This window comes from Paracoccus tibetensis (assembly GCF_900102505.1).
GTDB classification, from domain to species: Bacteria; Pseudomonadota; Alphaproteobacteria; order Rhodobacterales; family Rhodobacteraceae; genus Paracoccus; species Paracoccus tibetensis.
The window spans coordinates 1-19,715 of record NZ_FMVT01000019.1 but is presented as its reverse complement, the minus strand read 5'-3'; the positions used below and the strand labels follow the sequence as shown (position 1 = coordinate 19,715).

Annotated in this window: 20 protein-coding genes and 1 pseudogene; 13 read left to right on the top strand and 8 right to left on the bottom strand. The window is 63.8% G+C overall.

Annotated features, from left to right (window positions below):
- Positions 1–8: 8 nt before the first annotated feature.
- From BLP73_RS17790 to BLP73_RS17780, 3 genes are read right to left on the bottom strand one after another with little or no spacing between them, the layout of a single operon-like run.
- Entirely contained in the window at positions 9–935 is a 927-nt protein-coding gene (locus tag BLP73_RS17790; protein WP_090748017.1) for an ABC transporter permease, read from the bottom strand.
- Between the two features lies 1 nt (position 936).
- A complete protein-coding gene (locus BLP73_RS17785; protein ID WP_090748013.1) occupies positions 937–2,364 on the bottom strand; it encodes a sugar ABC transporter ATP-binding protein in 1,428 nt (475 codons plus the stop codon).
- Between the two features lie 16 nt (positions 2,365–2,380).
- The gene (locus BLP73_RS17780) at positions 2,381–3,391 is read right to left on the bottom strand and encodes an ABC transporter substrate-binding protein (protein WP_090748010.1); all 1,011 of its coding nucleotides are present in this window, start codon (positions 3,389–3,391) and stop codon (positions 2,381–2,383) included.
- A gap of 187 nt (positions 3,392–3,578) precedes the next feature.
- Between BLP73_RS17780 and BLP73_RS17775 the strand changes: the two genes are divergently transcribed.
- From BLP73_RS17775 to BLP73_RS17735, 9 genes are all read left to right on the top strand, one after another.
- Positions 3,579–4,799 (top strand): GAF domain-containing sensor histidine kinase, encoded by a 1,221-nt coding sequence (locus BLP73_RS17775; protein WP_090748007.1) that lies wholly within the window; start codon positions 3,579–3,581, stop codon positions 4,797–4,799.
- Complete coding sequence (locus BLP73_RS17770) at positions 4,796–5,521, top strand: response regulator transcription factor (RefSeq protein WP_090748003.1); 726 nt, start codon at positions 4,796–4,798, stop codon at positions 5,519–5,521. The genes BLP73_RS17775 and BLP73_RS17770 overlap by 4 nt, the downstream gene beginning before the upstream one ends.
- A 612-nt stretch (positions 5,522–6,133) precedes the next feature.
- The gene (locus tag BLP73_RS17765; RefSeq protein WP_139166023.1) at positions 6,134–6,814 is read left to right on the top strand and encodes a hypothetical protein; all 681 of its coding nucleotides are present in this window, start codon (positions 6,134–6,136) and stop codon (positions 6,812–6,814) included.
- A gap of 108 nt (positions 6,815–6,922) precedes the next feature.
- Positions 6,923–7,108 (top strand): helix-turn-helix transcriptional regulator, encoded by a 186-nt coding sequence (locus BLP73_RS17760; protein ID WP_090747997.1) that lies wholly within the window; start codon positions 6,923–6,925, stop codon positions 7,106–7,108.
- Entirely contained in the window at positions 7,108–7,977 is an 870-nt protein-coding gene (locus tag BLP73_RS17755; protein WP_090747995.1) for a helix-turn-helix domain-containing protein, read from the top strand. The genes BLP73_RS17760 and BLP73_RS17755 overlap by 1 nt, the downstream gene beginning before the upstream one ends.
- A gap of 464 nt (positions 7,978–8,441) precedes the next feature.
- Positions 8,442–8,894 (top strand): DUF2924 domain-containing protein, encoded by a 453-nt coding sequence (locus tag BLP73_RS17750; RefSeq protein ID WP_090747992.1) that lies wholly within the window; start codon positions 8,442–8,444, stop codon positions 8,892–8,894.
- Entirely contained in the window at positions 8,891–10,237 is a 1,347-nt protein-coding gene (locus BLP73_RS17745; RefSeq protein ID WP_090747986.1) for a recombinase family protein, read from the top strand. Before BLP73_RS17750 ends, BLP73_RS17745 begins: the two co-directional genes overlap by 4 nt.
- Positions 10,234–10,623, top strand: coding sequence for a hypothetical protein (locus BLP73_RS17740; RefSeq protein WP_175453421.1), 390 nt, complete (start codon positions 10,234–10,236; stop codon positions 10,621–10,623). Before BLP73_RS17745 ends, BLP73_RS17740 begins: the two co-directional genes overlap by 4 nt.
- A gap of 161 nt (positions 10,624–10,784) precedes the next feature.
- Positions 10,785–11,111, top strand: a complete 327-nt coding sequence (locus tag BLP73_RS17735; RefSeq protein WP_090747983.1) for a hypothetical protein — start codon at positions 10,785–10,787, stop codon at positions 11,109–11,111.
- Positions 11,112–11,305: 194 nt separating this feature from the next.
- Here BLP73_RS17735 and BLP73_RS17730 read toward each other — a convergent pair whose 3' ends face one another.
- Complete coding sequence (locus BLP73_RS17730; protein WP_090747980.1) at positions 11,306–12,418, bottom strand: zinc-binding dehydrogenase; 1,113 nt, start codon at positions 12,416–12,418, stop codon at positions 11,306–11,308.
- Between the two features lie 322 nt (positions 12,419–12,740).
- Here BLP73_RS17730 and BLP73_RS17725 point away from each other — a divergent pair.
- Positions 12,741–13,106 (top strand): annotated as a pseudogene (locus BLP73_RS17725) (LysR substrate-binding domain-containing protein); the annotation flags it as partial.
- A gap of 147 nt (positions 13,107–13,253) precedes the next feature.
- On the top strand, positions 13,254–14,132 hold the full coding sequence (locus tag BLP73_RS17720) for a mechanosensitive ion channel family protein (RefSeq protein WP_090747978.1): 879 nt from the start codon (positions 13,254–13,256) through the stop codon (positions 14,130–14,132).
- Positions 14,133–14,432: 300 nt separating this feature from the next.
- Here the strand turns inward: BLP73_RS17720 and BLP73_RS17715 are convergent, their stop codons facing one another.
- The gene (locus BLP73_RS17715; protein WP_139166022.1) at positions 14,433–15,812 is read right to left on the bottom strand and encodes a cytochrome P450; all 1,380 of its coding nucleotides are present in this window, start codon (positions 15,810–15,812) and stop codon (positions 14,433–14,435) included.
- An 857-nt stretch (positions 15,813–16,669) separates the two neighbouring features.
- A complete protein-coding gene (locus BLP73_RS17710) occupies positions 16,670–16,882 on the bottom strand; it encodes a hypothetical protein (RefSeq protein ID WP_090747970.1) in 213 nt (70 codons plus the stop codon).
- 173 nt (positions 16,883–17,055) lie between these two features.
- Between BLP73_RS17710 and BLP73_RS17705 the strand changes: the two genes are divergently transcribed.
- Positions 17,056–17,790 (top strand): Crp/Fnr family transcriptional regulator, encoded by a 735-nt coding sequence (locus BLP73_RS17705; protein ID WP_090747967.1) that lies wholly within the window; start codon positions 17,056–17,058, stop codon positions 17,788–17,790.
- Positions 17,791–17,826: 36 nt separating this feature from the next.
- Here the strand turns inward: BLP73_RS17705 and BLP73_RS17700 are convergent, their stop codons facing one another.
- Positions 17,827–18,075, bottom strand: a complete 249-nt coding sequence (locus BLP73_RS17700) for a DUF6894 family protein (protein WP_090747965.1) — start codon at positions 18,073–18,075, stop codon at positions 17,827–17,829.
- Between the two features lie 234 nt (positions 18,076–18,309).
- Between BLP73_RS17700 and BLP73_RS17695 the strand changes: the two genes are divergently transcribed.
- A complete protein-coding gene (locus BLP73_RS17695; RefSeq protein ID WP_139166021.1) occupies positions 18,310–18,786 on the top strand; it encodes a response regulator in 477 nt (158 codons plus the stop codon).
- Between the two features lie 248 nt (positions 18,787–19,034).
- Here the strand turns inward: BLP73_RS17695 and BLP73_RS17690 are convergent, their stop codons facing one another.
- Entirely contained in the window at positions 19,035–19,568 is a 534-nt protein-coding gene (locus tag BLP73_RS17690) for a GNAT family N-acetyltransferase (RefSeq protein ID WP_245686746.1), read from the bottom strand.
- Positions 19,569–19,715: the final 147 nt, after the last annotated feature.

The window sequence follows — 19,715 nt, the reverse complement described above, 5'->3', positions numbered from 1 at the left end:
CATTCCCTTCACGCTCGCGCACTTCGGCGGGTGAAAAGTAGCCGCGCCGCCAGCACGAGGATCAGGACCGCCCCCTGCGCGCCGATCTGCCAGTCGGGCGACAGCCGCAGGAAGTTCAGGAACGAGGCCGCCAGCGTCAGCGTCAGTGCCCCGATGACAGCGCCTGCGGGGCTGACGCGGCCGCCAGTGAACTCTCCTCCGCCCAGGATCACGCCGGCGATGGACAGCAGCGTGTAGCGCAGCGCGATGTTGGCGTCGGCCGAGGTGGTCAGCCCGACCAGCGCCATCCCCGCCAGCACGCCGAATAGCCCGGCAAGCCCATAAGCCAGCGCCTTCAGCCGCAGCACCGACCAGCCTGCCCGCTGGACGGAGCGCGCGTTGCCGCCGACCCCGCGCAAGACCGTCCCGATCCCCGAGCGCACGATCAGCAGATGCGTCACGACGGCGATGAGGATCGAGGCCGCGACGGCCATCGGGACCGAAGGCGGCTTCAGCGTCATCAGCATGCGCAGCCAGTCCGGGCTGGTGCCGCCAGGGCTTGGCAGGATGGTCAGCGCCAGTCCGCCCCACACGAAGGACATGCCGAGCGTCACCACAATGGCGGGCAGGTCTAGCGCGTGGATCACCGCCCCAAGCGCCGCGTAGGCCAGCACCAGCGCCAGCAGGATCAGCATCCCGGTCAACGGCGCGTCGGTCAGGAAGGTCGCGGCGACGCAGGCCACCAGCGACACGAAGGCGCCAAGCGACAGGTCGATGTCGTTGACCATGATGATCATCATCTGCGCGATGGTCGCCAGCGCGATGGGGACCGCCAGGTTGAACAGCAGGTTCAGCCCGAAATAGCTCATCGCGCGGGGCTGCAGCCAGAAGGTCGCGGCCAGCAGCACGGCCAGCGAAACGACGGGCAGCATCAGGCGGTAGATGTCGCGGGTCATGCTACGCCTCTTCCATCTGGAACGAGGCCTGAAGGATGCGCTCTTCGGTGATGTCGGCGCCGGTCAGCTCGGCCGAGATCCTGCCGTTGCGGAACACGACGACGCGGTCGCACTGGCACACCTCTTCCGTCTCGGTCGAGTACCACAGGAAGGTGCGGCCCTTCGCGGCTTCGCTGCGGATCATGGCATAGACGTCCTGCTTGGTGCCGACATCGACGCCACGCATGGGATCGTCCATAACCACGACTGGGGCGTCCGAGGCCAGGGCGCGGGCGAAGAGGACCTTCTGCTGGTTGCCGCCAGACAGTGACAGGATCGGGTTGGACAAGTCCGCCGTGCGGATGCCGATGCGGCGCTGCCAGTCGGCGGCGATGTGGCCCTCCTTCGCCGGGTCGACGATGGCGCGCCGCGCGATCCGCGGCAGGATCGAGACCGAGGCATTCCGCAGGATCGACCACAGCGGAAATATCCCGTCGCGTCCCCTGTCGCCTGCCACGAACACCATCCGCCCGCCCGCGCTGCGCCAGGACGAGGTCGCGCCAAGATAAAGCCGCGCCAACGCCTCGGCCTGTCCGTGCCCGGCAAGGCCGGACAGGCCGACGATCTCGCCCCTGCAAGCCGTCAGCCCCTCGGGCGTGGCAACGATCTGCGGACCGAAGGCGCGGGCGGCCTGCACAGCCGCGCCCTCTGGCGCGACATGGCCCATCGCGTCGACCAGCCCCTGCCGCGTGAACTCGGTCGCTGGACGTTCGGCGACCACCTTGCCATCCTTCATGACGAGGATGCGGCTGGCGACGTCGAAGATCTCGCCCAGCATGTGCGAGATGAAGATCACCGCGCCGCCAGCGGCGCAGAAGCGCCGCACATAGTCCAGCAGTTGCTGCGCGATCGCGGCATCCAGAGACGAGGTCGGCTCGTCCAGGATCACCAGGCTGGCCGCGGCGTCGCGCGGCGCAAAGCCGATGGCGATCTCTGCCATCTGGCGCTCGGCGATGCTGAGCGTGTCGACGGTCGCGTCGGCGTCGATGCGGTGGCCGGGAAACACCATGTCCAGCGCCTCCCGCACCTGCTGGCGCGCCGCCCGGCGCCAGTTGAGGCCGCCAAGGCCCCGATGCGCGATGCGCAGGTTCTCGGCCACGGTCAGGTTCGGGCAGAGCGACAGCTCCTGGAAGATCGAGCGCACGCAGGCCGCCGCTGCCGCGGTTGCGCCGGACAGCGGGAAATCGATCCGCCCCGCCGAGGGCGGAAGTGTGCCGTTGATCACGTTGACCAGCGTGGACTTGCCCGCGCCGTTATGGCCGACCAGCCCCAGGCAGTCACCGGGGCGGATCGACAGCGTCACCCCATCGAGCGCCCTGACCGGCCCGAAATGCTTGGCGGCATCGGTCAGGGCGACGATCGCGGTCGCATCGGAAGCAGGCTGTGTCATGCGTCCGGTTGCCGTCCTACTGGGCTTCGGCGATCACGGCCTGCGCGTCTTCCAGCGAATAGACCGTGTTGGCGACCGAGCCTTCGGGCGTCGCGGCCAGCGCCTCGTCCAGCGTGTCCTGCGTGACGCGAAGGAACGGCACGGTCAGGTCCTTCGGCACCTCTTGCCCGTCCAGGATCTGCTGCGCCACCCAGAACGCCAACGAGGCGACACCGGGGGCGATGGACAGGGACATCGTCTCGTAGCCGTTGGCGTCGCGCTGCTCGGCCCACCAGGCCATTTCGTCCTGGCGGTTCCCGAGGATGATCAGCGGCGTGTCACGACCGGCTGCCCGAAACGCCTCGGCTGCACCATAGCCGTCGCCGCCTTGCGTCACGACCCCGACGATTTCGGGCAAAGACGGCAGGATGCCTGCGACCGCGCGCTGCGCGACCTCTTGCGCCCAGTCGCCGTTAACCGTCCCGGCGATGGTGAACTGGCTGTGCGCCTCGACCCCCTCGTGGATGCCGGCATGGATCTCGTCATCGACGAAGACGCCAGCGAGGCCGCGGATTTCCAAGAGGTTGCCGCCGTCGGGCAGCCGCTCGGCCAGATAGTCGACCTGCTCCCGGCCCATCGCCCGAAAATCCACGGCAATGCGCCAGGCGCAGGGGGCGGTCACGATGCCGTCGAAGCTGACGACGATGACGCCGGCGTTGCACGCCTCCTCGACCGCGCCGTTGAGGGCCGTGGGCGAGGCCGCGTTCAGGATGATCGCGTCATAGCCCTGCAGGATCATGTTCTGGATCTGGGCGGCCTGTTCGGTTGCCTGGTTCTCGGATGTCGTGTAGGGATCGGCAGCCGCGACGATGCCATCGGCGACGGCCTTGTCGGCCACCTCCTGGAATGTCTGCAGCATCGCCTGCCGCCACGAGTTGCCGGCGTAGTTGTTCGACAGCGCGATCCGCTTGTCGGATGTCTCCGCAAGGGCCGTGCCGGCCAGCGCCGCCACACCCGCTGCACTGAGCAGAAGCGTCCGTGTGATCATGTCATCCTCCCTCGCCCGTCCTCCACGGGCAAATCGATGCTGCGGCAGAGCGGTGCGGCCGTAAAGGACTTCTCCCGCAAAAAACTTGCGGGTTCCCGCAAGCGGATTGCGGGGAATGGTGTGTGCAACGCCGCGCAAAAGGATCATCCTGCAAAGACGCGCATGGGGAAGCGCCGAGGAGAGGCCGATGAGCAACCTGCTACCGGGCAGTGCGCCTGCCGCGCCGGTGCGGCACCGGGCGACGGCGGCCGCCACCGATGCCGCCTTCCGCCGCATCGTCGCCCATCTGGCGGACGAGGTCGAGATCCGTGCCGCCCTGCGGGCCATTGCGGCCGAGATCGGCGAGCTGATCCCCTTCACCCATGCCGACATCTGCCTGCTGGACCGGCCGGGCTGGGTGGTCAGCCACGAGATCGGCATCCACACCCGCTGGTCGCGCCGCCGCACACGCGTCAACGCCTCGCCCGTGCGGGACGTCCTGCTCAAGCGCTGCCCGATGATGCTGACCGCAAATGCCATGCACGATCCGCGCCACGTGTTTCCCGGCGCCTCGTGCGGGCCGATCCTGGACCACCATCTGCGCGCCCGCATCAACGTTCCGCTGCGGGTCATGGGCGAGGTGACCGGGACCCTGAACATCTCGCACGAGATCGAGGGCTACTACGACGCCGCCGATGTCGAACTTGCCGGCCACCTCGCCAACATTCTCGCCCCCAGCTTTCACGCCCTGCACACGGCCGAGCACGCCCGCCAGGTGGCCCGGATGCGGACCCGCGCTCAGGAGCGAACCGAGAGCCTGAGAGCCGGCGCACTGGAGTTGACGCAGGCTCTGGAACGAGAGCGTCAGCGCATCGGCATGGACCTGCACGACCAGACGCTTGCGGACCTGACCCGGCTGCTGCGCGAGCTGACCCATGAACCGCCACTGGACCGCGGGCGACTTGCGCGCAACCTCTCCGAGACGATCGCGGATCTGCGCAGCCTGATTGACACAGCCGTTCCAACGTTGCTTGACCTGTTCGGTTTCAGCCACGCCATCCGCGTCTATCTGGAGCGTGCCGTCGAGGGGGACGGCATTACCGTGGACGTTCTCGACAAGACTGGAGGAAAGGTGGACCGGCTTCAACCGACGGCGCGAACCGCGCTGTTCCGCATTGCGCAGGAAGCGATCAACAATGCGGCCAAGCATGCCCATGCGCGGCTCATCCGCGTCATAGTAACAGCCGAAACAGGCGGCGAGCTGCGCGTGGTCATCCAGGACAACGGATGCGGCCTGCCGTCCCAGCTGGGGCGGCGCTCGGGCCTGTCCCATCTGCGGACGCGCGCGGACCTGATCGGCGCGGAACTGGAGGTCGTCTCGGACGACGGGACTTGCGTGACCGTCACCTTGCCGGCGGCGCTGTCATGAGGGTGCTTGTGGTCGAGGATGACCAGTTCCACGCGTCGTATCTCCAGGACGTCATCGCCGAGGCTCTGCCCGAGGTGACCGAGACGATCCATGCGAGCGACGGCTTCACCGGGCAGGAAGAGGCTCGCGCCGGTGCCATCGATGCGATCGTCATGGACCTGCAGATGGACCGCCGCAACGGGGTCGAGGCTGCCCGCACCATCTGGGCCGAGCGGCCCGGAACGCGCATCCTGTTCTGGTCGAACTACGCGGATGAAGCCTACCTCCGCGGCGTCTCGGCGATCGTGCCGCCTGCCAGCGCTTATGGATACGTTCTGAAGACGGCGACCCGCGCCCGGCTGAAGCTTGCCCTGCGGACGGTGCTTGTCGAGGGCCAGATCGTCGTGGATCGTGAGGTCCACCGGCTGCAGCGGAAGGGTCCCGGGGCGTCGGGCGCGCTGAACGAAAGCGAATACGCCGTGCTGTTGGACCTGGCGCTTGGCCTGCAGGATCGCCAGATCGCCGAGCGCCGCGGAATGTCTCTGCGGACGTTGCAGAACCGGCTCGGCTCGCTATACGAGAAGCTGGGCGTCGAGGACAGTCACGAAGGCCGCCCGCTCAATAAGCGCGTGAAGGCCTTGGAGCGCGCTGTCGTGATGCGGACGGTCAATGTGGAGACGCTTGAAGCGGCGCAGCGGGAATATGATGCATGGGTCACCACATGCGCCGATGCCAAAAGATAAGCTTCGCTCGGGTCTGCACGTGCATGGAGATATAGCTGAAGCACCCGCCGCCGCGATGCGTGTCTTTGCCAGCGTAAGCGCCTGCCGAGCGATACTTGGGCTGACGCTGTTTAGCACAGCCAGCGTGTGAGTGGCACCGTCACGTTATCTCAACGCAACCTGCTCAAGCAGGTGCTTAGTGCGTCGTCGGCCGACATGCCCTTAGTCTTCACCTGACGAATAACGCATCGGCGACGCTGGCCTTGTTTCGCCTGAGAACCAGCGCAGATCTGCATGGCAACTTCAATGCGGATACCGTGTCGATCCCTTACCTCGCCGGCACAGTCGCGGACATCCCACGCGGCATGGGCTCCTTGAACCGACAGAACTAGCAGAACTGTTGCAGCTCTCATGAGGGCGCTCCCCATTGCGCCTAAATAAAGTTGATCCCGCTGAGTCATCTTAGATCTTACCTAGTAGTGCGCGTTTTGTCATGCGCGTCACCATCGCTGTTCAGCCAAATGACCACGTCACATGGCTCCGGCAAGAGCCCCGGCGAGCAGCTTAGCAGTACTCCCTTATGGAACTCCAACATCCGTTGTCGTCTGTCCGTGTCCACGCTATCTGTGCGTGATGAGCAAAACCATAGATTGGCCTGCGATTGTAGCCCTGACCAGGGAGGAATTGCAGCATGGCTTCGAGACCTTCGAGGCTATCGACTTCAGCGAGCACGACGCTGCAGTAGTTGAACTGGAAGACAAGCTTGAAGAGTTGGAGAAGGCCCGCCCGAAGGAGCTGCGCCGTCGGATTATACGGAAAGCAGAATTCGATCGCTCGTACATTCGGCGGGCATTCAATGCTGGTTTGTCTCCGGATGGTCAAGCCGGGCATGCCGTTCCATACAATCGGATGCTGCTTGTATTGAGCCGACAAGCCCAGCGAGACCAGGTTGCTTATGACGCCTTGGCGCTACATGCGACTGTAATGATGGCCGATGGACGCCCTCTTGTTCCTGAACTCCGCATGTTTTTGATCGACGTGGCCCAAACTAAGCTTGTGCGACCCAGGCGGTCTCCCGGCTACAAGATCGACACGTACTATCGAAACCATGTCATCTATTGGGTGATCGTGGCGCTATGCGAAGAGCTCAATCTGACCGCGACACGCAACGACGAGGCGAGGAAGGGACAATTTAGCGCTTGTGATGCCGTGGCTGAGGCCATGGTTGCCATGCGCCGAACGCCTCAAAGCTACAAGCATGTTAAGGATATCTGGCTCTTGCTAAATTCAAAACAGGATCAGGCAGGGGCATAACTCGGCCTGTCGTGTCGGAAGTAATACGCCAATTACTTCCGACACGATCGCCAGGAGAGAGGTTGTCATCGTCCAGGGACATTCAGTGTCTATGGACGAGGTTCTCACATGATCGAAGAAATCTTCCGGCTTCCGCGCGTGCTGGCCGTAACCGGCATGGGCCGAAGCTGGATTTACTGTGCGGTTGCCGACGGCCGCTTTCCCGCTCCGGTGCGCTTGGGCGCGCGTGCCATCGGCTGGAAACGCAGCGATGTTCAGGCGTGGCTCGATAGCCGCCACCGGAAGGCTCTGTAATGTCGGCGCGTTCCTCTAACCGAAAGTCGCGCCGCGGCGACTACGTCAACAAAGAAGCGCAGTTTTGGGCCGAAAGCTTTCTGAAGATGCCCATGGGCCCGAAGTCCCTTCTATTGTTCCTTGCCCGGAAGGGCGACACCTACGGCTGCAGCTACTACAAGCAAGAGGACCTTGCCGACCACATAGGATGTTCGCCCCGGAGCGTGCAGGACCATCTGGGCAGGCTAAAAGACTATGGGCTGATCCGAGTCATTGGCCGGTGTGAAACCCAGAAGCAGATCAGCAATGTCTACCATGTCATCGGCTGGGTCGGCCGGGAACAGCTACCGCCACTCGGTCACCCCAAGCTTGGCAAGTACATCAAGGAGATTTCACACGCAGAGCATCTCGAAGCGCTCCGCAGGCAAAATTCGCTCCATCAACCGGAAAAATCTGCTAACCATAATAATAACACCGAACTAATGACTACCTTGGGCGAAGAAAATGTCCTCGAGGCCTGCATCGCTGCGCTTGGAGCTTGGATCACGGCTCGGGAACAGGACCTGCTGCGTGACGATTACCTTATTCTTCTTCACCTGATCGAGCAGGGCTACAGCGTTGATGCCCATATCCTGCCGGTACTGCGGAGAAAGGCCGAGATGCGTCGCAAGGCTCGGCTCATCCGCACCTGGGACTATTTTGGAGATGCGATCGCCGAGTATGCCAGCAATGTCAGTGCGGAGCTCGAACAGGCTTTTCGCAAAGCGCCGCAAGCCAAGCCGGCATGCGCCGATCCGAAAGAGGAACAGGATCGCGCCGTCCTTCAGAAGATCTACGACAACCTGAAGCGCACGCCTCCGGGTGTGAACTCTGGTGAAGGGTCAGAGTGATGGCGATGCTTGTTTATACCGCGGCGCACCTCGTCAGCTCCTCGTGCGAGGGAGGGCCTTCGGGTCCTTCCGGCGCGCTTTCGTATGCGGTGGGCTTTGCCGCAGCAAATTTCCAGTTGCAGAAGAAAAATCGGGGTTTCCATTGGAAACCTCATCTGCTGATCAATCGGACGTTGCCCCCGCACGTGGCGCGTCTCCAAGGGGCGAGCCGCCTCGTGGCGACCTGCCCCTGCTTGAGGGGAGCCACGTAAGATGACCCGTGGCTCCAATCCTCTTCCGGCGGGCCGGATGACGGCCTCCGAGCGTCGGCGCGAGCTCTGCGCCCTCCTCGGGCTCGGCCTCCTGCGGCTTCGGATGCGCAACAGCGACTTTACGGAGACAGTTCGAAACAGCCGAGATCCGGCGACTACACATCCGGCTCGAGCAGAGCGGTAGTTCGGACGAGCGAAAGCAGAGAAGAAGCAATGACGAACGTTGATCCCATCCCCGCGCGCCTGGCCGCCCTGAAAGCGGCGTCGGCTCAAGAGCTGAAGAAACAGTGGCGGGAGCTCTTCGAGAGCGCGCCGCCGCCCTTCAACCGCCGCTACCTCGAGAGCCGGATTGCCTACCGCATCCAGGAGCTCGCCTATGGCGGGTTGAAGCCGGAGACCATCCGGCGACTGGAGCGGCTGGGCGAGGAGCAGGACGGCGGCGACCGCAAGAAGAGCCGCATCCGCGCCGATCTCATGCCCATCGCCGGCACCCGGCTGATCCGCGAGTGGCAGGGCACCGAGCATGTCGTCACCGTGACCACCGGCGGCTTCGAGTGGCAGGGGCGGCCCTACGCCTCCATCTCCGCTCTCGCCCGCGCCATCACCGGCACGCGCTGGAACGGCTGGGTGTTCTTCGGCCTCAAGAACCACCGGAGCCGGGCATGACGCGCGCAGGAGAGAAGACGAAGCCGCTGGTGCGCAAGCTGCGCTGCGCGGTCTACACCCGCAAATCCTCCGAAGAAGGGCTGGAGCAGGAGTTCAACTCGCTCCATGCCCAACGCGAAGCCTGCGAGGCGTACATCGCCTCCCAGCGCTCGGAGGGCTGGGTGCTGGTGCGCGATCAGTATGACGATGGCGGCATCTCCGGCGGCACGCTGGAGCGCCCTGCCCTGCAGCGGCTGCTGGCCGACATCGAGGACGGGCTCGTGGATGTGGTGGTCGTCTACAAGATCGACCGCCTCTCGCGCTCGCTGATGGACTTCTCGAAGCTGGTGGAGGTCTTCGACCGCAACGGCGTCACCTTCGTCAGCGTGACCCAGTCGTTCAACACCACCACCTCCATGGGCCGGCTCACGCTGAACATCCTCCTGTCCTTCGCGCAGTTCGAGCGCGAGGTGACGGCCGAGCGCATCCGGGACAAGTTCCGCGCTAGCCGCATGAAGGGGATGTGGATGGGGGGCAACCCTCCGCTCGGCTACGAGGTCAAGGACCGCAAGCTGGTGGTGCGCACTGAGGACGCCGCGCACGTCCGCTGGATCTTCGCCCGCTTCCTCGAGCTCGGCTCCTGCACCGAACTGGCTCGCGAGGTCGAGGGCCGCGGCATCCGGACCTCGCGCGGCAACCGCATCGACAAGAAGGCCATCTACCGGGTGCTGTCGAACCGCGTCTACCTCGGCGAGGCGGTGCACAAGGGCGACAGCTACCCCGGCGAGCACGCGGCGATCATCGATCAGGATCAGTGGGACAAGGTCCACGCCATCCTCACTGAGAGCCCCCGCACCCGCGCCGCCCGCACCCGGGCGCAGACGCCGGCGCTTCTGAAGGGGTTGATCTTCGGACCCGACGGCGCTGCCTTCTCGCCCAGCCACACCCGCAAGGGCGGCAGGCTCTACCGCTACTATGTCAGCCAGACGGTGCTGAAGCAGGGCGCCGGCGCCTGCCCTGTTGGGCGCGTGCCCGCCGGCGACATCGAGGCCGCTGTCATCGACCAGCTGCGCGCTGTGTTCCGTCAGCCCGAGATCATCGCTGGCACCTGGAAGGCGGCAAGGGAGCAGACGGAGGATCAGGAGCAGAACAGCGGCATCAGCGAAGCTGATGTCCGGGTGGCGCTGGGCCAGCTTGATCCGCTGTGGGAGGAGCTCTTTCCGGCTGAGCAGGCTCGCATCGCCGCACTGCTGGTCGAGCGGGTCGACATCGGCGCCGGCGGCCTGAAGGTGCGGCTGCGGATCGACGGGCTCACGGGCCTCGCACAGGAGATGCTGGCCGGCGCCATGGAGCGTGCCGCATGATCCCGGCGCCCCTGCCCGAGAGCATGACCCTGCATGTGCCCTTCCGGGTGGTGAAGCGCGGCGGGCGCAAGGAGATCCACCTGCCGGTGGATGCGCCGCAGAGCCGCCGTAGCGATAGCTCGCTCGTCAAGGCGCTAGGCCGGGCCTTCCGTTGGAAGCGGATGCTGGATGCGGGCGAGTTTGCCACCATCGGCGAGCTGGCCGAGCACGAGCACATCGCCCACTCCTACATGACCCGGGTGCTGCGGCTGACGCTGCTGGCGCCGGACATCGTCGAAGCGATCCTCGACGGCAGGCAGAGGTCGGAATTGACTCTTCCGCGCCTGCTGAAGCCACTCCCAGCGGAATGGGGCGCTCAGCGCCGGCACTGCAGCACTCCGCCGTAGAAGCGAAGCCAACGCTTCTCCCAAACCTCGCCTGACGAAAGACGACAACCCGCTCAGGCATCCCAAGATCTTTGAGGCTGATCGGCAACGTCCAATAGACGATCGGTGTCTGCCGGCTTCGTGGATGTTCCCCAGCAAAACCTTCAAGAAGGAGAAGGACCATGAAGAAAGATGGTGGCTACGTCTGGATCGACCCGGACCTCATGCAGCAGCTGATCGAAACACGTGATCCGCTGTATGCTGTCGGGTTCATTGTCCTCGCATCGTACGTGGATGACCGAGGTCGCGTGTCCTGCAAGAAGGCAATTGATGGCCTAGTCGCAGCCTTCAGCGAGATCGACGAGATGCAGGCCAAAGCACTACTGGCCCGCTTTGTTGAAGCAGGTTTGGCGACCGTAGATGATCAGACGATCATCCTCCCGGGGTGCGGGACTGCGTTCATCCCGAACCAGAAGCACAAGGCGCCCGGCTCGAGCAGCCGTAAGTAACATTTCGACCCCAGCGACCGACGTCGTACAGCTCGGATCATCCAGCTCTATCAGCCGCGCTTCTCTGCGCGGCTGATGTCCGTTCAGTCTGTTCCTCCAATTCCGACGCCAACAGATGACATCTTCGCCGTCCGGCGGACGGTGCTGATGCCGAGTAGACAATGCTGGCGCGGAGAGCTTCAGTTGGCCAGCGATCAGCTCTGCTGTGGCGTCAGCAGGTACTTTGCCCCAGTCGACTTGCGCATGTAAGACGCTACAGTCTCCGGCTCGAGCGCCTGCTCAAGCGTGATCCGGGCGGTGTAGTGGCTCGCGAAGGTGGTGGTCATCTCCTCCACCACACGCTGGCGCATCCGCTGAACGACGGCCGGATCCAGACGCTGCAGGACATGGAACAGCAGCCAGCCGCCGACACTCCAGCTGAAGCCGAAGCCGCGGCGCAGCACCGAGGGGCCGGTATCCAGTGCGCCGTAGATGTAGCCCTGCTTCAGCACCGCCGAGCCGTAGCGGTCATAGCCGGTCATGCTGCGCGCGGCGACCGCCTCCATCGCGTTCAGGATGGTGCTCGTCATCTCACCGCCGCCGATGGCATCGAAGGAGAGCGTGGCACCGGTGGCGGCGATTGCCTCCGTCAGATCCTGGCGGAAGCTGTTGGCGCTGCTGTCGACGACGTGGGTGGCGCCGAGGTCACGCAGCAAAGCGACCTGCTCCGGGCTGCGGACGATGTTCACGAGGCCGATGCCGTCCGCTTGGCAGATCCGCACCAGCATCTGCCCGAGGTTCGAAGCCGCGGGTGCGTGAGTGATTGCCGTGTGCCCCTCGGCCCGCATGGTCTCGATGAAGCCAAGCGCGGTCAGCGGGTTGATGAAGAGCGCGGCGCCTTCCTCAGCCGAGGCGCCTTCGGGCAGAACCAGACAATCCTGTACCGCGATCAGGCGGAGACGCGCATACATGGCCCCGCCGAACATCGCGACCCGCTTTCCTAGCAGATGCTGTTGGTCCGGCCCTGCCTCGATGACAGTCCCTGCCCCTTCGTTGCCCACGGGCAGCGACTGGCCGATCCGCCCCTGCATCGCAGGCATGGAGCGATCCGGAACGCGCGCCGTCAGCACCTGGCCCTCAAGCGCAAGCGTCTCCATGTCGGCCGCGCCGAACATCAGGCCGAGATCCGAGGGGTTGATCGGCGATGCCTCAACCCGCACCAGCAGCTGCCCCGGTCCCGGCTCGGGCAGAACAACCGGCTCCAAGTTGAGCCGCAGCGTGCCATCTGCCGTGATGGTCGACCTCAGTTCCAGGCTCTCGCGATCCATGTGCCCTCCAGTGCGGTTGCTGTGCGTAGTGAGATCATTCCGCAGGTGCGGGTTGACAGCAACCACCCCGGGCTCCTGCGTCGCTTGGGCGCGATGCGGCAGCACTTCCGTGACAAGAGAGGCGCCAAGGGCCTGCTGCGCCGCAGACTGAGGTAGCGGGGTCACCCACACTTGATGCAAGGGCAGGAACATCGCCCGATCTGGGCCTTGCTCTGCCGAACTGGTGCCTCGGGACATGATCGCACTGCCTCTGGGCCCGCCGCAGCGCTTTGCCGTGGTCGCATCGCCGGGCTGGGTCGCGGCTTAAGGCACGCCGCGAACCCCTGCAGACCTGCCCCTGAAAGACTGCCTCCGCGTGCGCCTGCTGAATTGCTCTCTCTTCCGCTGGACCCTCGAGCGGGCCGGAGAGGTCTCGCAGCTCGACGTCCAAGGCCGCCTGACCCTGGACCAGGCCGCCATCGCCCGCACCGCTGTCCTGAACGGCACCGGGATCGGCTTTTTCATCGAGAAGGACGTGGCTGAAGACATCGCCGCCGGGCGGCTGATCCGCCTGCTGGACAAATGGACCCCGCCTCGACCGGGGTTCAGCCTGTTTTATCCAGGCAGGTGCAACGCATCGGCGGGCTTTACGGCATTCCTCGCGATGGCAAGAGACACGGCTGCCAAGGAGGCGGCGATCTGCAGATGAACGAGAAAACGGCCGCTGCTGACCGGGAGGTGGCTGACGCCGCAGAGGCGCGGATTGCTAGGGCGGTTGCTCGTGTTTGCCGCGGCATACGGGAACTGTGCCGCAGGTGGCACCGTTTTCTCAGGATGATGAACGTGCCCGTAGCCAATGCTTCCCGATATTGAGCCGCTGCGTATATTGCAGTTCGAGCTCGCCCGGCTTGCGGGCGGCTTTGTGGCCCTCCTGCCGAACCTCCTCGCCGCACTCATCGTCTTGGCCCTGACTTGGGCCTTGGCACGCTATGCTTGGCGGGGCGAGGCCCGGCTCCTTCGGCGCTGGCACCAGCGCCCGGCGCTGATCGCCGCGGCACGGACGCTGACGCGAAGCCTTGTCTGGATCGGCGGCTTGATCGTCGCCGCGGTGCTGGTCTTCCCGGGAATGTCGGCGACAAACGTTGTCGCGGGCCTCGGGGTTGGCTCGCTAGTGGTCGGGCTTGCCTTCAAAGACATCTTCGAAAACTACCTCGCTGGCCTCCTTATCCTGCTGCGGAGGCCAATGAGGATTGGTGACGACATCCTGTGCGAGGGGATCGAAGGTCAGGTAGAGCGAATTACCATCCGCGACACCTACCTCCGGCGGCGCTCGGGCGAACTCGTGCTCGTGCCCAACGCTTTCATCTACCGCAATCCCACCACCGTGCTGACGGACCAGCCGCTGCGCCGGATCACGCTGGAGGTGGGGGTCGCCTATGGCACGGACCTGGAGCATGCCCGCTTAGCTTTATCCGGTGCGCTTGAGGGGCGCGATACGGTGGATGCGTCAAAGATGACAGAAGTCTTCTGTCAAGGCTTTGGCGACTCCTCGATCGACTTCGTGCTGCGCTGGTGGACTGGATCGACGCCGGTGGAGGAATTGCGCTCGCGCGACGAGGTGGCCCGGGCGGTGAAGTGCGCGCTTGACGCGGCCGACATCGAGATCCCGTTCCCGCAGCGGACACTGAGTTTCCTAGACCCGGTCCCGCTTGAACGGCCAGTAGCGGGTAGGTGATACCCCTCCACCCGCTACTACGCCCGCAAGGCCGTGCGGGCACCTGTTCATCCTGTAAAGTGCCGCCCTTTCCAGACGCTCGTAGGCTCAAGTCCCGCCTAGCAGCATACTCCGAAGCGAACGTGCAAGTAGGCTGCAGCACGTAGTGCTATGATGATGGTGGCGAGTGACATGCACACCGACGCACCACTGGCGTGGCTCCATCCCACGCAGAAGTTTGAGCCTCTGGCACACCCGGCGCAGTTCGATCACAGCTTCGGCCGCGCTTCGTAACGGTGTCTAAGGTGCAACTTCATCGCCTCAGGAACGCAGCTCCAGTCCCAGGACAACCTCCTTCCGGGGCCGCAGGGTTATCCTGTGCATGGGTTCAGGTGGCGTCTTGTCGTGCAGGCGGAAGCGGAGGGCCGCAAGCATCGTCCCGAGCCCAGCAACCATCTCGATCATCGCGAAGCTGGCGCCGAGGCAGATCCGGGGGCCTGCACCGAATGGCATGAAGGCGCAGCGCTGCCTCGGGGTCTGATATCCGCCTGCGAAGCGCTCTGGATCGAAACTTTCGGGGGATGACCAAAGCGCCTCGTGCCGGTGGATGGCATAGATGGGGATGAACACGAGCGTCGTTTGCTCGATGCTGTGTCCGCCGATCTGGCACGGGTGGAGCGGGCGGCGGCTCAATATGGGAACGGGCGGCAAGAGGCGCATCGTTTCCTCGATGAACTGGGTCACGTCCGGCAACGCCTCGAGATGCGGCGCCTCGACTGGACCATCACCAATGACGTTCCGGACGTGATCCGCCAGCGCGTCCTGCAGCTCGGGCTGCGCGGCAAGGCAGTAGAGCGCCCAAGTCAGCGCATTGGCCGATGTCTCATGGCCTGCAGCGATCAGCGTGAGGAACGTGTTGACGAGCTCTTCATCGCTCAGCGCACGGCCCGTCTCCGGATCGCGCGCGTCCATCAGGACCTGCGCGAGGTCAGGCGGAACTTTGCGCCCCTGCCGCCGCCGAGCCACAAAGCTCCACACCAGCTGCCGCGCTTCCGCCGCCGCTTGTTCCATGGTGAGCTTGCCCGGGTGTGGCGTCCACTTGGGTAGGCCAAGTGCCTCGTAGGTGATCGGCCAGCTGGAGGGGCGGAGGTATCTTGCGATCGCGCCCGACACCCGGTCCGCGTCGCCTTGGTCGAAGTTCGAAAAGAACGCGCGGCAGATGACGGCAATCGTGGCCGCTGTCATGGCGTTGTCGATCCGGTGCGGTCCCGGGTTCAGCGCCCAGCGCTCAACCAGCTCCTCGAACGGGCTGCGCATGACCGGCAGATGGCTCGACAGCGTTGCAGCACGAAAGGCAGGAGCCGCCAGCCGCCGCTGCCGGCGCCAGACGTCGCCCTCTGCCGTAAGAATGCCATTCCCCAGGATCGGGTTGAGCAGGCTGTTGTCGATGCGGGACTTGGCGAAGTCCTCATGTTTCCGCACAAGAATTTCTTCAACCAGCGCCGGATCGCTTGGGTAGAACATTGCCTGCCGCCCGACCTGAAGGCTGGCATGCGCTTCTCGGTAAGCCGCCGGCGGAACTGTCGCCACCGGGTTCCGCACCATGACGCGCAAGAGGGACCAGGTCGAGAGAGGCCATTGCGCCATCTCGATCTTTGGAGGCTTGAAAGCCCCCGGCCCAGACGAGGCTTCTCCATCCATGGCTTGCTCCCCAGAGGGGTTGAGCAAGTATAGCACTTGGCCGCACAGTCCGCATGTTCCTTTTGCGGAGCTCTGGATGTGCAGGTTTGCAGGTTCGCTGACATCAACCCCTGCATCGACAGACGCCAATCTGGACAGTCTCGCAGCGGGAGGGCACTGGTTTCAGCAGCCCTCACGGCGCCACAGCGAGGTGTAGGCGAACCTTGCTCCGGGCCGGGACATGCTCGATCGGATTTTGAAACAGCATCGGCCCATTGCGGCCGCTCGACGCTTGACGGATGCCACCGTGCAGCTTCTCCAAACCGGACGTTCGTGCTTGGCGCAGCAAAAATCTGAGAGCCACTGTCTTCTCTGCGGGACATCGCGGTGATTGCCTTGCCGCTCAGAGTGACCTGCCACTAATCTCTCATCCAGAAGCAAGCGAAGCCATGTGGCTATTGCCCGCCTACCGATCCTGGACCATCTGAAGCGGGAGTTTTCAGCCTTGCTGATCGTAGCGGGCTGATAACGTCGTCAAAAAGTGCAGTGTGCCCGGGCGTTGTAGTCGATCATCGCTGCAGTGTCTGCGCCCATCTGCAAGCTTTCCAGCCGCAGCCGTTCGACACAAACAGACGTGAGGGCACGATCATCGATAAGCCAGTTGATCCTGCTATGGATGTCTGCATCGAAGGCGCGCCACCAAGGAGATCGGGGCTGGGCAAAACCCGGCCCCTTTGGCGCCTCGACCCGCCACGGGAACAGGGAGGCGCATGCAGATGTTCGCGGCCTAGTTGGCACGATGGCCGACACGTAGAATAATCGAAACCTTGGGGGCGACGATCCTAAGCAGGAACGACCACAGATATCATTCCCGATTTTTAGCGCTTTTCGCAGCCTGCGTAGGCGGGCGGTGGTGCCGGTGATGTGGAGGAAATCACCGTCACGCGGTCCATGGCGGGGTGTTGCGCAGTCAATCCGGCGATCATGCGGCACAGCCGGTCCAAGGTGGCTGTCGTTTCGAGCAGGTCTGCGTTCCGGGCACGCTCCTGAGCATCCTTGGTCTGCAAAACGAGGTGAAATAGATCGTCCATCTGATGCTTTCTGCATGTCGTGGAAGGTGTCTAGGCACAAGATATCGATCATTGTCAGCACGTGTCCTTAACGTAGGTTTATCTCGCCGCCGCAAAAATGTTGGATGTCATGCCACCAGACATCCATGGGGCGACATGTCCGCGGCAATTGTGCGGGTGACGAGAGAATTACAATGGACAATCTACTGACTCGCAAACTGGAAATCTTCGCGCCCTTGCCCGATGCCGACCGGCGCCTTCTCGACCACACGGTCCGAATGGCCCGTCTCGTGGACGGGCGTGCGGACCTGATCCGCGAGGGCGACGACCCCTTGCACGTGCGTCTGATCCTTGAGGGTTTCGCCTGCCGCTATAAGCTGCTGCCCGACGGCCGCCGTCAAATCATGGCGTTCCTGGTCCCGGGCGATTTCTGCGATCTGCACATCTTCATCCTGCGCACCATGGACCACAACATCGGCACGCTGTCGCCATGCCGCGTGGTGGACATTCCCCGGACGCGAATCCTGGAAATGACCGAGCGGCCGGCCTTGGCGCGGGCTTTGTGGTGGTGCTCGCTGGTGGACGAGGCAACGCTGCGCGAATGGCTGGTCAACATCGGGGCGCGTTCGGCCGAGCAGCGCATCGCCCACCTCCTCTGCGAGCTGCTGATGCGTCTGGAAACGGTGGGGTTGGCAAGCAACGGTAGCTATGATCTGCCCATCACGCAGGCCGAGATCGCCGACACCATGGCCCTGTCGACCATCCATGTGAACCGGGTTCTTCAACGCCTGCGGGCCGAGAACCTGATCACGTTCAAGAACGGCGCGCTGGTGATTCCGGATGTTCCGCGTCTCAAGGCCTTCTCCGGGTTCAATCCCAACTACCTGCACCTGACGGAACGAAACGGCAGCAAGGAGCCGAGGCGCTAGCATGCTCCGTCAGCCGCCGGTGCGACCGGGCATGGTCTAGAAAGCCGCGTGAGGCGGCGACCGCTCCTCGGCAAGGACATGAAGCACGAACAGTATCTGGGCCTGATCGTTCTCGACCTCGAGGCGCCATCTGCCGCGGTCCCAAAACCGCGCGCCCATGTCGCGCAGCACCTCACCGGTCAGATAGATGGCCTGAGACTGCGCCACGTAGATGTCAGGCAATTCGGTGCCCTCTTCGTCACGCATATCGCGGCCGTCGATGATATGAAAGAAATAGCGTGGCATGAACAGGCTCCGGCTCGGAGGCGGGAGCACACACGGTCTCTCGGCCGACAGCGCCTCTGATCGCGGCTGCCGATGCGTTCAACATAAGCATGATGGGCGCGGATAGTGAGGCGTCGCGGCCCATGATCGTCTCGTGACGATAATCCAGGTTAATCGCGATCTCGAGATCGGCATGTAGATCTTGTTTTCCGATGCGTGCGGGGGGGGAACCATGACGGTCCTGCAAGACCCATAGTGGCCGGATACGGCGCTGATCTTGAAATGCCGCCTCGGGGGCGTGACGCCGCTTCCTGCGATGCAAGACGTCACAGGGTCATCGTCCTCGAGCAGCAACGCGTCGTCGCCCTCGATATCGCGCAGGCGTTCGAGGCGGCCGGAGCCGAGGTGGTGGGCATCGCGTCGACGGTGGAGTGTGCCATCGCTCTAATCGCGGCTGCCGGCGTGGTGGATGGCGCCATCCTTGATCTGGATTTTCGCATCGAGGCCACCTGTCTTGTGGCCGACGAACTCAAGCGGCGCGGAATACCCTTCGTGCTGCTTACAGGTATGGCCGCAGAGGAGATGCCGGATCGCTTCGCCGATGCGCAGCGGTGTCACAAGCCCTTCAACGTGGACGGGATGGTGGCGCTGCTGTTGCCGGGGAACGGCGAGATGCGCGGAGATAACCGTGCGTCCCTGACCAGCCGCAACGGTGCCTCATATCGGCTCTGATGCACAGAGCCCGTGTGATGGCTGGTCAACATAAGCAAACCGCCCCCCTCGGCCGACAAGATCAGGAACTGGCCGGCCTAAGACGAAGCGCTCAGTCGCCGAGGTTTGTTGACGATCTGGTTTGCTCCCGCGGTCGGCTGGGCAACCACGCCAACCGGCAGACCTAGCTGCCAGCAGAGCGCCAGCGAAAGCCTTGCACCACGTCGCCGCCTGCTATGCGGGACGAAACTGCCGTTGACCACTCCTTGCTATGGCTTGGCGATCATGGGGAGGATCAAGCCCCATCTTGTCTCCTGAGCAGATCCTGTTAGGGCAAATCCGAGCTTCTTGTAGACAGCTATGGCTCGCTCATTTCTAGGGTGCGGATCAGTCGCCACCACTGGTGCGCAATCTACAAAGAGCTTCTGAACTCGCTGTCGTATAAACGCTGTTCCATGCCCGCGCCCCACCATCTCGAGTTCTCCAATAGACTGATCGATCCCCTGTGATCCTTCTGGAAGATCGGCAAAATGATGATCCGGCCACCCATGGACAGTATAGTCTTGCATGAAGTCGAAGGGTTGCCCGCCGGTTGAAACGACGCATCGCAATACCCGAGGATCACCCAAATCTACATCAACATCTGCTTCATCCTCGCCCCACCACTCCCGAACATGCGGCTGAGTGCGCCATGCCTTTAGCGGAGCAAGATCAGCCACGGTGGCCTTCCGAAAACTATAAACAGCCGACTTGGTCATCCGCACACTGTAGCAGGTTGTCAGCGGCAACTGTGGGCTCTCCATGTCGATCTGCCGCCCTTGGTCAAAAACGGCGCGAGTCAGCCTCTGACCCGCACACTGGCCTGCCCCCTGAAAAGTGGTCCTCCCTGAAGTAGGCTTTCGAGCCAGATGGAGGACAAGCAATGCCCCAGAAGAAGCACAAGCCCGAAG

Coding starts and splice junctions, on each gene's coding strand:
- BLP73_RS17780 (WP_090748010.1), bottom strand. CDS start 3,391: ATGATCACACGGACGCTTCTGCTCAGTGCAGCGGGTGTGGCGGCGCTG.
- BLP73_RS17700 (WP_090747965.1), bottom strand. CDS start 18,075: ATGCCACGCTATTTCTTTCATATCATCGACGGCCGCGATATGCGTGAC.
- BLP73_RS17755 (WP_090747995.1), top strand. CDS start 7,108: ATGTCGGCGCGTTCCTCTAACCGAAAGTCGCGCCGCGGCGACTACGTC.
- BLP73_RS17775 (WP_090748007.1), top strand. CDS start 3,579: ATGAGCAACCTGCTACCGGGCAGTGCGCCTGCCGCGCCGGTGCGGCAC.
- BLP73_RS17735 (WP_090747983.1), top strand. CDS start 10,785: ATGAAGAAAGATGGTGGCTACGTCTGGATCGACCCGGACCTCATGCAG.
- BLP73_RS17690 (WP_245686746.1), bottom strand. CDS start 19,568: ATGGAGAGCCCACAGTTGCCGCTGACAACCTGCTACAGTGTGCGGATG.
- BLP73_RS17740 (WP_175453421.1), top strand. CDS start 10,234: ATGATCCCGGCGCCCCTGCCCGAGAGCATGACCCTGCATGTGCCCTTC.
- BLP73_RS17770 (WP_090748003.1), top strand. CDS start 4,796: ATGAGGGTGCTTGTGGTCGAGGATGACCAGTTCCACGCGTCGTATCTC.
- BLP73_RS17705 (WP_090747967.1), top strand. CDS start 17,056: ATGGACAATCTACTGACTCGCAAACTGGAAATCTTCGCGCCCTTGCCC.
- BLP73_RS17765 (WP_139166023.1), top strand. CDS start 6,134: ATGAGCAAAACCATAGATTGGCCTGCGATTGTAGCCCTGACCAGGGAG.
- BLP73_RS17720 (WP_090747978.1), top strand. CDS start 13,254: ATGCTTCCCGATATTGAGCCGCTGCGTATATTGCAGTTCGAGCTCGCC.
- BLP73_RS17760 (WP_090747997.1), top strand. CDS start 6,923: ATGATCGAAGAAATCTTCCGGCTTCCGCGCGTGCTGGCCGTAACCGGC.
- BLP73_RS17745 (WP_090747986.1), top strand. CDS start 8,891: ATGACGCGCGCAGGAGAGAAGACGAAGCCGCTGGTGCGCAAGCTGCGC.
- BLP73_RS17785 (WP_090748013.1), bottom strand. CDS start 2,364: ATGACACAGCCTGCTTCCGATGCGACCGCGATCGTCGCCCTGACCGAT.
- BLP73_RS17790 (WP_090748017.1), bottom strand. CDS start 935: ATGACCCGCGACATCTACCGCCTGATGCTGCCCGTCGTTTCGCTGGCC.
- BLP73_RS17715 (WP_139166022.1), bottom strand. CDS start 15,812: ATGGATGGAGAAGCCTCGTCTGGGCCGGGGGCTTTCAAGCCTCCAAAG.
- BLP73_RS17730 (WP_090747980.1), bottom strand. CDS start 12,418: ATGGATCGCGAGAGCCTGGAACTGAGGTCGACCATCACGGCAGATGGC.
- BLP73_RS17710 (WP_090747970.1), bottom strand. CDS start 16,882: ATGGACGATCTATTTCACCTCGTTTTGCAGACCAAGGATGCTCAGGAG.
- BLP73_RS17750 (WP_090747992.1), top strand. CDS start 8,442: ATGACGAACGTTGATCCCATCCCCGCGCGCCTGGCCGCCCTGAAAGCG.